At 41.5% G+C, this 15,212-nt stretch carries 10 protein-coding genes and 5 tRNA genes; 13 read left to right on the top strand and 2 right to left on the bottom strand.

Annotated elements, in window-relative coordinates:
- Positions 1 to 437 precede the first annotated feature (437 nt).
- From VHA01S_RS09585 to VHA01S_RS09545, 8 genes are all read left to right on the top strand, one after another.
- Positions 438 to 513 (top strand) — tRNA-Phe (locus tag VHA01S_RS09585).
- Positions 514 to 565: 52 nt separating this feature from the next.
- Positions 566 to 641: transfer RNA gene (locus VHA01S_RS09580), tRNA-Thr, on the top strand.
- 20 nt (positions 642 to 661) lie between these two features.
- Positions 662 to 737, top strand: a tRNA-Asn gene (locus VHA01S_RS09575).
- 34 nt (positions 738 to 771) lie between these two features.
- A tRNA-Thr gene (locus VHA01S_RS09570) sits at positions 772 to 847 on the top strand.
- 20 nt (positions 848 to 867) lie between these two features.
- A tRNA-Asn gene (locus VHA01S_RS09565) sits at positions 868 to 943 on the top strand.
- An 870-nt stretch (positions 944 to 1,813) separates the two neighbouring features.
- A complete protein-coding gene (locus VHA01S_RS09555; RefSeq protein WP_023404163.1) occupies positions 1,814 to 3,694 on the top strand; it encodes a PTS mannitol transporter subunit IICBA in 1,881 nt (626 codons plus the stop codon).
- A gap of 97 nt (positions 3,695 to 3,791) precedes the next feature.
- Positions 3,792 to 4,940 carry a mannitol-1-phosphate 5-dehydrogenase gene (locus VHA01S_RS09550; RefSeq protein ID WP_023404162.1) on the top strand — a complete coding sequence of 383 codons (1,149 nt, stop codon included), beginning with the start codon at positions 3,792 to 3,794 and terminating at the stop codon, positions 4,938 to 4,940.
- Positions 4,941 to 5,006: 66 nt separating this feature from the next.
- A complete protein-coding gene (locus VHA01S_RS09545) occupies positions 5,007 to 5,543 on the top strand; it encodes an MltR family transcriptional regulator (protein WP_023404161.1) in 537 nt (178 codons plus the stop codon).
- Between the two features lie 53 nt (positions 5,544 to 5,596).
- Here the strand turns inward: VHA01S_RS09545 and nagB are convergent, their stop codons facing one another.
- Entirely contained in the window at positions 5,597 to 6,397 is an 801-nt protein-coding gene (gene nagB, locus VHA01S_RS09540; protein WP_023404160.1) for a glucosamine-6-phosphate deaminase, read from the bottom strand.
- A gap of 345 nt (positions 6,398 to 6,742) precedes the next feature.
- On the opposite strand from nagB, the gene VHA01S_RS09535 reads away from it, so the two are divergent.
- The 5 genes from VHA01S_RS09535 (at position 6,743) to VHA01S_RS09520 (ending at position 14,521) form a co-directional block, all read left to right on the top strand.
- Positions 6,743 to 7,510 (top strand): DeoR/GlpR family DNA-binding transcription regulator, encoded by a 768-nt coding sequence (locus tag VHA01S_RS09535; protein WP_023404159.1) that lies wholly within the window; start codon positions 6,743 to 6,745, stop codon positions 7,508 to 7,510.
- A 54-nt stretch (positions 7,511 to 7,564) separates the two neighbouring features.
- Entirely contained in the window at positions 7,565 to 9,397 is a 1,833-nt protein-coding gene (glmS, locus tag VHA01S_RS09530) for a glutamine--fructose-6-phosphate transaminase (isomerizing) (protein WP_023404158.1), read from the top strand.
- 426 nt (positions 9,398 to 9,823) lie between these two features.
- Entirely contained in the window at positions 9,824 to 9,952 is a 129-nt protein-coding gene (locus tag VHA01S_RS18655) for a hypothetical protein (protein WP_255209308.1), read from the top strand.
- Between the two features lie 83 nt (positions 9,953 to 10,035).
- A complete protein-coding gene (locus tag VHA01S_RS18650) occupies positions 10,036 to 10,590 on the top strand; it encodes a type I restriction-modification enzyme R subunit C-terminal domain-containing protein (protein ID WP_240432727.1) in 555 nt (184 codons plus the stop codon).
- Between the two features lie 61 nt (positions 10,591 to 10,651).
- Entirely contained in the window at positions 10,652 to 14,521 is a 3,870-nt protein-coding gene (locus tag VHA01S_RS09520) for an RNA-directed DNA polymerase (protein ID WP_023404155.1), read from the top strand.
- A gap of 121 nt (positions 14,522 to 14,642) precedes the next feature.
- On the opposite strand, the gene VHA01S_RS09515 is transcribed toward VHA01S_RS09520, so the two are convergent.
- A complete protein-coding gene (locus VHA01S_RS09515; protein ID WP_023404154.1) occupies positions 14,643 to 15,113 on the bottom strand; it encodes a hypothetical protein in 471 nt (156 codons plus the stop codon).
- Between the last annotated feature and the right edge of the window lie 99 nt (positions 15,114 to 15,212).

Raw genomic sequence — 15,212 nt, 5'->3', positions numbered from 1 at the left:
TATCTGCATGATTCCTCATCACAACAATAAAACAAAACAATACCTTCTACTCTTACCCCTATTCTTACCCCTATTTGCTTGCTAGCTAAACACACTTCTAAAACCAAGAATGGCTAATAAACCTAGTGCACAACAATTCAGCAGCGTGAATTTTATCTCCCCTCTATTGTTAGTTAATCAGCAAAGCCAGCCGTTAATTAGTGATTACTCAATTAGATCTCAATACTGAGGGTGAAAAGTCACACATTTAGCCGCATATCTTCAACACAGGGTATGCAAGCACTCTAATAGAGAAAACGTAATCATGAATTAATTGATGAAAAAACCGCTCTTTTATACACAAAACATACACTTCGGACTAGAATTTCGCCAAGTGGAAGATTTTTTGCATTTTTTTGTTGACCTTAAAACCGAAAAACCGTTTAATACCCCCCGTCGCCCGGATAGCTCAGTCGGTAGAGCAGAGGATTGAAAATCCTCGTGTCGGTGGTTCGATTCCGCCTCCGGGCACCACAATTTATTGTTGGTGTTCAAAGAACGTCAATGAAGTAAAAGAATATAGTGTGCCGACTTAGCTCAGTAGGTAGAGCAACTGACTTGTAATCAGTAGGTCACCAGTTCGACTCCGGTAGTCGGCACCATTTATTTAGTTTGAAACAATTCCCCTTTAGTTCAGTTGGTAGAACGGCGGACTGTTAATCCGTATGTCGCAAGTTCAAGTCTTGCAAGGGGAGCCACATTATAGTCAATAGCAAAAGCTGTTGATCAGGCGCCGACTTAGCTCAGTAGGTAGAGCAACTGACTTGTAATCAGTAGGTCACCAGTTCGATTCCGGTAGTCGGCACCATTTATTAGTTTAAAAGTAATTCCCCTTTAGTTCAGTTGGTAGAACGGCGGACTGTTAATCCGTATGTCGCAAGTTCAAGTCTTGCAAGGGGAGCCACATTATAAGCCCTAGTCTTCGGACTGGGGCTTTTTTGTTTCTGCACGCCCGCCTCTATTTCTGTCTCTGCCTGATCTTATTTCTTGGTATTCCCACGCCTCAAGCCACAAGGTTAACGTGAACTCCCCCTCTTCTTTCCACTAAGCTCACTACAAGCGCTCAAGACGCTCTATCTGATTATCTATGTCATATGACTCTTTAAACCATTACCAAGCGATACAGAGCGAATTAAACAACATTTCACTTGAACAGCTACAACTACAGCTACAACTTCAACTTCAACTTCAACTTCAACTTCAACTTCAACTTCAACTTCAACTACAACTTCAACTTCAACTACAACTACAACTGATATCGCACCAACCCTATAGATGGTGGTTTAGCGTCAAGATAAAGGTGCTATTCCTATCCCGAATTATTAATAAAGTTAATGGCTAACAAGTACACAGTAATCAACAGATGAATATCCTTACACAATTAATGTAATTTAATTACAGATCATGTAAAACCCTCTTATTTGTTCACTATGCAATCAAAAAACAGCGGTTATCCGAGCAATTGTTGCTGCTAATTTAAGTCAAAGTTTATAAAACGCGATCTGCGTCACTATTTATTTTTCCTACCCAAGACATAAAACGTTATGTAGATCACCTTTAATTGAGAATCAATATCATCTAAAGTGCTGTGTAATTTATTGACACGTGTTTATTGTGACGAATATCACTAAGTTAAAAGTTTGCTCGGATTCTTTGTGTGATTTAAATCACACTTAATGGGCTAGTAATGCGTTTTCAAAATTATGTGTTAGATTTTTCTCAACGTTAAACAAACAACAGGGCCATTTGGCTCAAATAATAAACGAGGTCACCTATGCTATCTCCCGAAGCGAAGATTAAGGTTCAGAACTTTGGTCGTTTCCTCTCCAACATGGTTATGCCAAACATTGGCGCATTCATTGCTTGGGGTTTCATTACTGCACTATTTATTCCAACTGGCTGGATTCCTAACGATACGTTAGCCGCTATGGTTGGTCCGATGATTAAATACCTTCTACCACTATTGATTGGTTACACCGGTGGTAAAATGGTCGGCGGTGAACGCGGAGCAGTTGTAGGTGCTATCACTACAATGGGTGTTATCGTTGGTACTGATATCCCAATGTTTATGGGCGCAATGATTGTTGGTCCACTCGGTGGTCTAGCCATTAAGAAATTTGATGAAGCCATTGAAGGTAAAGTGAAAAGTGGCTTTGAAATGCTAGTGAATAACTTCTCTGCCGGCATCATCGGTATGATTTGTGCAATTCTAGCTTTCTTGGTCGTTGGACCTGCAGTAAAACTTCTATCTACAGCCCTTGCCGCTGGCGTAGATATTATGGTGACCGCTGGTTTACTTCCTCTTGCGTCTATTTTCGTAGAACCTGCAAAAATCTTGTTCCTGAACAATGCGATTAACCACGGTATCTTTACTCCACTTGGTGTTCAGCAATCAGAAGAACTAGGTCGTTCAATCTTCTTCCTTATCGAAGCAAACCCAGGCCCAGGTCTTGGTCTACTACTTGCTTACATGGTGTTTGGTAAAGGTAATGCTAAACAATCTGCAGCAGGTGCTTCTATTATCCACTTCTTCGGTGGTATCCACGAAATCTACTTCCCATACGTATTGATGAACCCTCGTCTAGTGCTTGCTGTAATCGCAGGTGGTATGACAGGTGTATTCACTAACGTAATCTTCCAATCAGGTCTGATTTCTCCAGCTTCACCGGGCTCAATCTTTGCTGTCCTAATCATGACACCTAAAGATTCTTTTGTTGGCGTAATCCTATCTGTGATTGCAGCAACGGTTGTTTCTTTCCTAGTCGCTTCGCTACTAATGAAAACTCAAGCAAATAACGATGATAGTGAAGACTCTCTAGAAAAAGCAGCTAACCAAATGAAAGACATGAAAGCGTCTTCTAAAGGTCAAGACGCTGGTTCTGTAAACATGTCTGCAGTGAAAAGCATCATCGTAGCGTGTGACGCGGGTATGGGCTCAAGCGCAATGGGTGCGGGTTTACTACGCAAGAAAGTTGAAGCTGCTGGTCTAAATATTTCGGTTATCAACTTAGCAATCAACAACCTTCCACAAGACGTTGATATTGTTGTGACACATAGAGATCTGACTGACCGTGCTCGCTCTGTAGTATCAAGCGCACATCACATCTCACTGTCCAACTTCTTAGATGGTGGTGTGTACGACAAATTAGTAGAACAACTCGTTGATGCACAAGGCACAAGCTCGGCACCAATCACATCTCAAGCGCCCAAGTCGCAAGGTACTTTGCAATTATCTGAAGACCATATCTTCCTAGGCCTACAAGTTAAAACAAAAGAAGATGTCATTAAATTTGCCGGTGAGCAACTGGTTAAACTTGGTCACGTAAGCCCTGAATACATCGAAGGTATGTTAGCTCGAGAAGAGTTGGTATCAACTTACCTTGGTGAGTCTATCGCTGTACCGCACGGTACTATAGAAGCGAAAAAATACGTACAAAACACAGGTATCGTATTCTGCCAATTCCCTGATGGTATTCAGTGGGGCGAAGACGAAGACGACGTAGCTAAGATGGTTATTGGCATCGCAGCTCAAGGTGATGAACACATCCAGGTCATTACCGCTATTACAAATTCACTTGATGACGATAAAGCAGTTGAGTTATTGAAAACTACATCTAACTCTCAAGATGTACTTAATATTCTTAACGGAAAGTAATGCTTAAATCGTGCTCCTAAGTAAGTGACGAGGCCAGTCTACCTAGCATTTCACTGGCCTCTTTTTTATTTTTAATCTTTATTGTTTAGGTACTGTTATGAAAGCTCTACATTTTGGCGCAGGTAACATCGGTCGTGGTTTTATTGGTAAGTTGTTAGCGGATGCTGGTATTGCCGTTACGTTTACCGACGTCAATGAAACTGTGGTAAATGCTCTGATCGAGCGCAATGAATATCCAGTGAAAGTTGTCGGCGCTGACTGTGTTGTTGACACAGTGTCCAACGTCACTGCTGTAAATTCAACTAGCCCAGAAGTAATTGATTGTATTGCAGCCTCAGATATGGTCACCACAGCAGTTGGTCCAACTGTATTAAACATTATCTCTAAAACCATTGCTCAAGGTATTGAACTGCGTTTCTCACAAGGAAACACAGCACCGCTTAACATCATTGCCTGTGAAAATATGGTGCGTGGTACTAGCCAGCTAAAAACAGCGGTGTACGGCCACCTTAGTGATGAAGTAAAAGCACAAGCAGACCAATTTGTTGGCTTTGTGGATTCAGCGGTCGATCGCATTGTGCCACCAGCAGAAGAAGGGGAAACTGACCCACTAGCTGTTACGGTAGAAACCTTTAGCGAATGGATTGTTGACCGTACACAATTCAAAGGAGAAGTACCTAATATTCCAGGTATGGAATGTACTGACAATTTAATGGCATTTGTTGAACGTAAGTTGTTTACATTGAACACAGGTCATTTAATCACAGCTTATCTCGGTGTTTTAGCCGGCCATGAAACCATTAAAGATTCTATCGAAGATGAAGCAATTCGTACTGAAGTAAAAGCAGCAATGCAAGAAAGTGGCGAAGTTCTTATCCGTCGTTACGGTTTTGATCCAAAGGCACACGCTGCATACATTGAAAAAATCTTAGGTCGATTTGCTAACCCTTATCTTCGCGATGAAGTTGACCGTGTAGGCCGTCAACCAATTCGAAAATTGAGTCCTCAAGACCGTTTAATTAAACCATTAAATGGTACTCTAGAGTACAACTTACCTAACGAACATCTATTGAAAGGTATTGCAGCTGCATTCCACTACAAGAATGACGATGACCCACAAGCTGTCGAGCTTCAAGCTATGTTCGCCGAGAAAGGTTTTGCCGAAACACTCGCTCATTACTCTGAGCTGAATGTTGACGCTGAAGTTGTTAAACTTGCAGAGCAAGCTTATCTAGCCATTAAATGACCATCGAAATTAGGTGCTTCAAACGAAGCACCTTTTAGGTTTATTTCTCATAGTATAAAGAACAGTATGCCCATAACACCGCAAAATGAAACTGAGTTACTCGAAGCCCTTTCTGAAGCAGAAAGCGCCCATGAGTGCTTGTTTACCGCTTATGATGTATTAGACGACACCGTTGATGCATTGCTAAAAAGCATCTTTTTCAAAGATGACTATGCGGTAAAGTTTGTGGTGGACCCACTACTGACTAACGACGGTCCTCTTGGCGAAATTCAAGTTCGTACCAAGCTATTACTAGGGTTAGGAAGTATCTCCAAAGAAGTGTATGACGATATCGAAATATTCGTCACTCTAAGAGAGTGGGCAAAAATTCAAGGGGATGATGTTAGCTTTACTGAAGTCGATGTTTTATTTGAATTAAATAGAATTAACGCCATTAAAGGCATTACTCCATTAGAGTTTGATGCCACACTCCTTGAAGGCATGAACGGTGCAACATTAGATATGTTTTTAACCCGTCACTTTCAAAGGGTGCGTTCCACTTTAGTGTTAGCGGTCACTGATATCGTCGCTCAGCTATGCCAAGAGAATGACCTCACCTCTTAAAACAAAAAAACCACCTTGCGGTGGTTTTTTTAGCTTTACTATAATCAGTTTAATTATAGACCTTTAATGTTCTCAGCTTCTAGCTCATTAAAGTATTTAACTGTTTTCACTTTAAGCTCTTGTTGTGCTGGTTCATCAGCAACAATCACAGCTTTATTGTGAAGTTGTAGTGCAGTTACAGTCCACATGTGGTTGATAGAACCTTCTACCGCCATTTGTAGCGCTTGTGCTTTATTGTGACCTAAAGACAGAATCATCACTTCTTCAGCATCTAGCAAAGTCGCAACACCAATAGTGAGTGCGTATTTAGGCACTTGCGTGATATCGCCATCAAAGAAGCGAGAGTTAGCAATACGAGTATCTTCAGTTAACGTCTTAATACGAGTGCGTGAAGATAGAGATGAACCAGGCTCATTAAATGCGATGTGGCCATCAATGCCTACGCCGCCCATGAACAAGTTAATCTTGCCATAAGACTTCATTTTCGCTTCGTATGCCGCGCAATGAGCGTCGATATCATCCGCTAAACCGTCAAGTAGATTAATGTTTTCTTCTTGTACATCAACGTGGTTAAAGAAGTTGTTGTACATGAAAGAACGGTAAGATTCAGGATGGTTAGGATCAATACCCACATACTCATCCATGTTAAAAGTTACTACGTGTTTAAAGCTAACTTCACCCGCTTTATACAAATCGATAAGAGCTTTATATGTAGTTAATGGAGTACCACCTGTTGGTAGACCAAGTACAAATGGTCGTTCAGCAGTTGGTTGAAATTTATTAATGCTTTCAACAATATGACGCGCTGCCCACTTACCTACTTTCTCAGCATTGCTTAACGGAATCAGTCTCATAAATCTACCTTTCTAACGATTAGGGTTGAATGTTTTTTTGTAGTGTAAAATAAGTCTGAATATTATCCAATAGAAATTAGAGATTTTTTGACCTAGATCGTACAAAAATTCGCTAATCAAGCAAATTAACTCACCCATTCTCTGTTTAAAATTGACTTCAAAGTGAAAGTTTATGCCATGAATTGCCCTAATAATTCTCGATGAAAATTATCTACTTCGATTCATAAGCCGTAATACCTCACATTCATTAGCCTATAAATATTCAGTTTCGTTTGCGTTTCGTTTTATAGGCATTATACTTTCGATGTGAAACAATTAAGCAATCAAAACGAAACTCAGATCCCCATGACTAAGAGAAACTCACAAATTCGACGCAGTGCTATTGCCTCCTTAGTTGAACAACAAGGAGAAGTGACGGTTGAAGAACTAGCAAAACGCTTTGACACTTCTGAAGTCACTATTCGTAAAGACCTCGCCTCTTTAGAGCAAAGCGGACAACTAGTACGTCGATACGGTGGCGCAGTTTCTATTCCTAGCGAAACCGTGGTTGAAGAACTCAGCCTTCTTGTCTCGGAAGAAAAACGCTCTTTAGCTGCCACTGCAGTATCCCTTGTCCGTGACCACAACCGTATTGTCATTGATAGCGGCAGCACCACTGGCGCTCTGATTTCTATGCTCAATACCAAAAAAGGTTTAGTGGTTATGACTAATTCATTAACCGCAGCTAATGCGTTGAACGAATTAGAAAGTGAGCCAACCTTACTGATGACAGGCGGAACATGGGATGCACATTCAGACTCATTTCAAGGTCAAGTAGCAGAAGCCGCTTTAAGATCGTATGACTTTGATCAGCTGTTTGTTGGCGCTGACGGTCTGGATCTTGACCGAGGCACCACCACCTTTAATGAACTGATTGGTTTAAGCCGAGTCATGGCCGAAGTGTCGCGCCAAGTGATCGTGATGATCGAGTCAGATAAAATTGGTCGACGTATCCCCAACCTAGAACTGGCTTGGGACAACATAGATATTGTCATTACCGATCAAAGCCTGTCTGACGAATATAAAGAAATTATCGAATCAAAATCTGTTCGTGTCATACGAGCAGAAAATTAAATTAGTACTTATGGTCTTCCTCTCAGGTAAAGAAGACAAACTGGAGAATATAAAATGTGTGGAATTGTTGGTGCAGTAGCACAACGTGATGTAGCTGAAATCCTTGTTGAAGGTTTACGCCGTCTTGAATACCGTGGCTATGACTCTGCCGGTGTTGCAGTAGTAGATAGTGAATCAAACCTAACTCGCGTGCGTCGCTTAGGTAAGGTTCAAGAACTTGCTGATGCCGTAAACGAGCAGCACGTTGCGGGCGGTACAGGCATTGCACACACACGTTGGGCAACTCACGGTGAACCAAGTGAAGCAAATGCTCACCCACACATGTCTGGCGATATTGCGGTTGTACACAACGGCATCATTGAAAACCACGAAGAACTACGTGAACTATTAACTGGTCGTGGTTATGTGTTCACTTCTCAAACGGATACTGAAGTTATCGCTCACCTAGTTGAGTGGGAATTAAGAACTTCTGCATCATTGATTGAAGCTCTACAAAAAACTGCAAAACAACTTGAAGGTGCCTACGGCACAGTAGCCGTTGATCGTAAAGATCCTAGCCGCATTGTAGTTGCTCGCTCTGGTAGCCCAATTGTAATTGGTCTAGGTGTGGGTGAAAACTTCCTAGCCTCTGATCAGCTAGCACTGCTTAACGTAACTCGTCGCTTTATCTACCTTGAAGAAGGTGACATTGCCGAAATCACTCGTCGTGACGTGTCTATCTTTGATGCCGAAGGTAACGCTGTTGAACGTGAAGAGCACGAATCTAACGCAGAACACGATGCCGGTGACAAAGGTAAATACCGTCACTTCATGCAAAAAGAGATCTTTGAGCAACCAGCTGCGCTTATCAGCACTATGGAAGGTCGTCTATCTGCCGATTCTGTTATCACTAACGCGATTGGCGTAAAAGCAGAAGAAATTCTAAGCAACGTAGAACACGTACAAATCATTGCTTGTGGTACTTCATACAACTCAGGTATGGCTGCTCGTTACTGGTTTGAATCTATCGCTGGCGTAAGCTGTGACGTAGAAATTGCCTCTGAGTTCCGCTACCGCAAATTCGTGACTCGCCCTAACAGCTTGTTAGTGACACTTTCTCAATCAGGTGAAACAGCCGATACACTGGCCGCACTACGCCTAGCTAAAGAGAAAGGCTACATGGCCGCAATGACCATCTGTAACGTGGCAGGTTCATCACTGGTTCGTGAATCAGACTTCGCCTTCATGACCCGCGCGGGAACTGAAATCGGCGTAGCATCTACTAAAGCATTCACAACCCAACTTGCTGCAATGCTAATGATGGTCGTGTCTATTGGTCGCTTGCAAGGTCGCGTAGACGCAGCTCAAGAAAGTGAAATCGTTAAAGCACTGCACGAGCTACCAACGGCTATCGAAAAAGCCCTAGCCTTCGACAAAGAAATCGAAGCACTGGCACCTGATTTTGCAGATAAACACCACACCCTATTCCTAGGTCGCGGTGAGTACTACCCAATCGCAATGGAAGCCTCTCTAAAACTAAAAGAGATCTCTTACATTCACGCAGAAGCCTACGCTGCTGGCGAACTAAAACACGGCCCTCTAGCGCTAATTGATGCTGACATGCCTGTAGTCGTCGTTGCACCAAACAACGACCTACTAGAGAAGCTAAAATCTAACGTTGAAGAAGTACGTGCCCGTGGCGGTCTACTGTATGTCTTTGCCGATGAAGAAGCCGGCTTTGAAGGCGACGAAAACATGAAGATCATCAAAATGCCTCACGTTAGTGAAATCATTGCCCCAATCTTCTACACAGTACCAATGCAATTGCTGTCGTACCACATTGCACTGATCAAAGGTACCGACGTTGACCAACCTCGCAACCTAGCTAAAGCGGTAACGGTTGAGTAAAGTTCAATAATTCGCAAACAATTCTTGTCGGCAGACAATAACGATTGATCGGTTTTCAACCTCCTGCTAAGTTTAGCTTAGTCGGAGGTTTTTTTATGCCAGATGCAGACAAGCCACTTAATAAGAAAGGCCAGAAGACTGTGAGTGCCATACAGAGCTAAACCGCTATCAATTAGACATGTTGCACCACCTTGTGAGTGGCATAAATCTCGATAACTTTATCGTAAGCGCCAAACAGTAGAGCCCTTCTTAGAAAGAGAACATTGGGACGATATTGACGATACCAAGCTTACAAAGCTAGAGAGCCAAATTTCTGCGCTACCAACTGAAGCTGAGGCTTTTAACTCAGATGAGCAATTTAACCATCTATCACACCGCTTTGACAGCCTTGTGCTGACTGTGCAATTAGACCTTTTGGAAAAAGGTATGATTTCTGAGACGAGCCGAAGTCGTGTAGGAAAATTAGCGAAACAGTTAGAAGCCAAATCAACAATCCCAACAGTACAAGCGCAACTACAACTGATTCAAGACATCCAGACCCAAGAGTTTTGGTAAGATATCCACCTAGTGACACTAAAAGATATCCGTCGCCGACTACAAAATTGATGTTCGTATTAGATAAAGAACAGAAAGAAAAGGTGTACACGAACTTTGCAGATGAGTTCCAAGGGGTTCATGACGTGATAAACGTGTACAAGAATCCAAGCGTTAATTTAGCCCAGTATCGCAAGAAAATTGAGCTCTATATTCAAGTTCACCAAGATCAGCTAACGATTCAAAAGCTCAAGCGCAATAAATCCATAACTCAAGTCAATTTAGACGTCCTAGAAGGCTTATTGCTGGATGCAAGCGGAATGAGTGACGTGGAAGCTTACCGTGAGAAGATCTTACAAGAGAAACCATTTACCCGTGGACTCATCGGTTTAGACATGAATACAGCCAAAGAAGCATTCATCAGCTTCCTTGATGAAGAGTCATACAACGCTGAACAGATTCAATTCGTCGATCAAGTGATCGACTACTTAATTAACAACGGCATTCTCGATATGTCACCACTCTTCGAACCACCGTTTACAGATAACCAAGGCGAAAGCGCTTATGGCTTCTTCGATGAAAGTACTGTGGTCGAGCTGTTTGGAGTGATTCACAAAGTAAATGCAAATTCTGTGGTTGAAGAGAGTAAGAGTACTTAGAAATCAGTTCCTTATTTAGAAAATTTTAAGAAGGTCAAATATATTGACCCCAAGGATATTTATGCCGGTTATCGACAAAAAATACGAAGAATTATCACTTAAAGATGAGCATTTAAATGACCCTCTGCTCATTGCTCTTGCTTGGAAGAAAAGCCACCAATACATCCGAACAACTAACTGGTACGCAGATAATTTCGAACTCGATTTGTCAGCACTAAACTTGGTTGAGCAGTGTAAAATTTGGGCTGATGAGTTGGATGATAAGGTCGTATTCAAACCATTAGAGTTAGTGCCTGCTCCCAAGACCTGTACTTGGGAGTTTGTCCAAGATGATAGCGATGGACATTATAAAATCAAATGGCAACCAGAGTCTGTTGAGTGCGAAAAAGATCCCGCTAAAAAGTCTAAAAAAAACGCTCCCTCAGAGCTTCCAGAAAGCCCAATTAAACTGAGACCGCTTGCTCATATTCCTATTCGTGAACAGTCAATGTTGTCATTGCTGATGATGGGGTTGGCAAACAAAGTTGAAACTATACAAGGTAATCCTAGTACCGAGTTTACGCATGTGCATAAGCAAGGAGTTGTGAGTTACGGCAATCGACTTTATTGCACTTATGATGCCGATGACAACGCGCAACATAGTTATGGCTCAAGCACTATCTATAGCAAGTACTTTGTTGATTATCGCCGTTTTCTAGATAGACCACATCACTTTGCACTTGAGCAGTTAAGCGAAATATCTCCTGATGAAAGGGTTTACATTGTTGAACTCGATTTAGAGAAATTTTTTGATGGAATTAGTCGTCAACAGTTAATTGAACAAATTAACAAGGTCATTAAACGAAAGTCCTCTGATAAAGACTACGACAAACTCACTCAACTACTTGTGGCATTTAATGATTGGGAATGGTCTAGTGAGGCTGAAGAGCAATATAGCAACTTGTGTGCATCGGAGAAGGTTCCCACAGCTCCAAAAGGCTTGCCTCAAGGATTAGTGGCCTCAGGGTTTCTTTCAAATCTCTATATGCTGGATTTTGATCGTGAATTTAGTGGCAAAATTGGAACTGAGTTTGGTGAAAATCAACAGTTTCGACTAGTTGATTACTGCCGTTACGTTGATGATTTTCGTTTAGTTATCATAGGCCCTAAATCATTTGATGATTTCGATCGAGTTCAACAGGTAACCCAACAAGTTGTAGAGTTGGTTCGCGGGCTAGACTCATACAAAACGTTAGGATTATCTATCCAATCAGATAAAACTAATGTTGATGTTTTTCATGGGCTTAAAGTTGGTATTTCGAAGAATTTGAATGAGATCCAAAGTAGGTTGAGTGGACCTATTTCTTTGGAAGAAGCGGATAATCAGCTAGGACAACTAGAGTCATTGCTATCGTTACAAGCACCACCTAAATCCGTTGTAGCTGCAAGCAAGAACCCTTATTCAGTCAATGGATTAGCCTCAATAGAGGCAACTCGATTTGATGTTAGAGAGGACACGCTTAAACGATTTGCTGCGAATAAACTATCTAAAGTATTGCGTGAGAAACGACATTTCGCCACACAAATACCAGATGAAAATGGGGTGCTACAACCTGGAGAATGGGACTACTCTCAAGAACGAATAGCGAGAAGATTTATAGCTTGCTGGAGTTATGACCCGTCTTTAGTGCTTTTACTTAAGAAAGGGGTAGAACTGTTTCCTAGTACCAAGTTGTTAGATCCTATACTAGTTCAGCTTGAAATGCTGTTAGATGAAAAAGATGATAAGCAAGTTGCAGTAGCAGAATATTGTTTGGCGGAGATCTACCGCCATTCTGCTACTGTTATCCACAAAAAGTATTCTCTCGCATTTCCAGCACATGCGGATTTAGATGCGTACTTTGAGAGATTGCAAAGCTCAGCAGCAGAACATAGCATCCCTCGAGACCAATCTTTTAATTTACTTTCTGAACAAGCAAGATTCTTGATGCTCGTTCGAGCAGATACTATGTTAGAGCATGAAGTTGGTGAATCAAAGTTCGATGTCATTTCTAAGTTAACGCATGGCTTTAGGGAGATTACACTTCCAGATGATTGGAGCTCTCAAAATATAGCTGTAGCAATTATTATGGCAAATCAAGTATCGGATATGAGCAAAGACTGCATTAGAGCTTGTTCCTGTTTGCTTGAGAAAGTTCATGACGATATTGACCTACTGTTTGATACCCTTAAGTTGCTTCTTGTTCAAGATAGAGCTCTGGGTATTGCTCTTGTTCGCCATGCAAGAGGAGTAAAGCATCACTGGGCTACACTAGGTAAAATCAAAGGGGAGTTAGTTACACCGCTAAACCTTGAAACGAAGCCATACAGCAAATCTCTAAATAAGATAAGCACGAAAGTTAGCATTCTTCGACTTATCTTGCGTGATGATAATCCGTTCGCAAATGAAATAATGGCTTTGAAACTCTTGCAAGCTATTTTGAGCGAGTATGAGTTGCTTGCGAAGCATCGAGATAAAAGTATTGATCTTGCATCAACTACAATCGAATTTGATGGTTTTAGTTCTCCGGTAGCATTTTCTGTATTTGATAAAGATCTAAAGCTAACCCTTGAGTTTAACGATAACAGTGACTTACTTTCTTCCTGGGATGATTTTAATTCCACTGTATCTGATGATGTGCGAATGTTACGCAACGTAGGGGAGTTTATTAGGGCAGTACTAGTAGGTAATCATGATTGGACTTCATTCGGTTTTGGGGTTGTACCTAAACCAGGATATCGAGGTATTCGTTCTAGCTTCTATAAGCGGCAATTAGGACTAATGACAAGTCCTGAGTCTATCTCTGGAGTTGGTTCTCAAGTTTCAGGTTGGTTAACAGGATTACTATCGAAGCTATTGAAGTGGCCAGGTATTCGAGTTAATGACCATGGTTACGATTGGCCGATAAACTGGTCGGTGGCAGCTGTTAAGCAGTTGGTTAACGCTCGACTGCATGAATTAAAAACGGCCTATTGCATCCAGTCTGGCATTCCAAGTTTACTTGAGAAGCAAGCTCTAGACTGGAATGATGGTAAAGAATCCCTCTCTGTTGTAATGGTACAATCTAAGCTACCTGCTCTAAAAGACTTTGGTGAAGCTGGTTTAATGCTTGATAAGCCGGACTATCGTGCTAAGCATCGTAGGCACGTAGCAAAGGTGGCAGAGCTAGTTTTGAAACATCTTGAAGCACAGCAGGTTGAAATAGGTAATAAAAAGCTGAATGCTGACCTAATAATTTGGCCGGAGCTTGCTGTTCATAATGATGATCTAGATGTACTCATCGCACTTTCTCAGAAAACTAAAGCGATGATATTTTCAGGGCTTGGCTTTATCGATCAAGATGGCGTTAAAGGACCGAATAATTGCGCTGTTTGGATTATTCCGACAAAGCATAATACAAATCAGCGAGAGATGGTGCGTCTTCAAGGCAAGCATAATATGACGACAGTTGAAAAAGGTAAGATTCAGCCGTGGCGACCATACCAATTAATGCTAGAGCTTGTTCACCCCGCTTTCAAAGATGAAAAAGGTTTTGTTATCACTGGCTCTATTTGTTACGACGCAACTGACATTGCTTTAAGCTCAGATCTTAGAAACAAATCTAACGCATATGTGATTAGTGCTCTGAACCAAGATGTAAATACATTTGATTCGATGGTGGAAGCATTGCATTACCATATGTACCAACACGTTACGTTGATTAACTCTGGTGAATTTGGTGGCTCGTATGCAAAAGCGCCTTACAAAGATGCTCATAAACGTCTAATTGCCCATGTTCACGGTAATGATCAGGTTTCAATAAACACGCTTGAAATGAATATGTTTGACTTTAGACGAGATGGTGTAGGTGAGGGTATGAAATCAGCACTGAAGAAGAAAACAGCTCCGGCAGGCGTTGAAGTAGTACGTTAGTCAAAAAATGATCAAACTTTATTATCCGCCCACAATCTGTAAGGGGCTTCTAGCCCCTTTTTTGTACCTGCGTGTTATCCTCAATAATCACCCTATGTAACTAGATTGCAAATAAAGGCAATTACCAATCAAAGTCTGGATCAAAGTCATCGTTGGTATATGTAGCTAGGTCTTTTCTAGGGTCTTCTGCTGGATGATTACTGTAATAGAAGTTATCCAATAATCTGATGTAACTTTGGCATCCATCGACTGAACCATCATAGGTACGAGATTCTACATCCAATGAATTTTCAACTGTAATTAACTCTACTTTACAACGAACGTTAATGATCTGAGATTCAGGTCGCAAGTTACCAAAGTCATTAAAGCCAAACTTGATTGCTTGCGAGTTGCGGCTTGATTGCCACGTATAAACATCCTTCCCTAGAAGGGTACGTTTACCCGTAGGCATGCCAAGTATGTCTGCTGCTTGCTTAACATTAGTGACCTCAGCTAAATCACGAGCAAAAGCATTTTGTGCTTGAACAGCTGGAGTCGTACAGCCAGACAGAGCAATGCTAGCTAGCGCAGGCAAAAGGATGATTTTTTTCATAGCTGTGACCTTATTTAACCCAGCTGACGTTCTCTTCACTGGCTTTTTTGATTGGCGTATTAATTTTATGAGAGTCATAAACAACTGAATATTAAGATA

Origin of the sequence: Vibrio halioticoli NBRC 102217 (assembly GCF_000496695.1) — a bacterium.
Classification (GTDB): Bacteria; Pseudomonadota; Gammaproteobacteria; order Enterobacterales; family Vibrionaceae; genus Vibrio; species Vibrio halioticoli.
The sequence above is the reverse complement of the archived record's forward strand: the minus strand, read 5'-3'. Positions and strand labels throughout refer to the sequence as shown.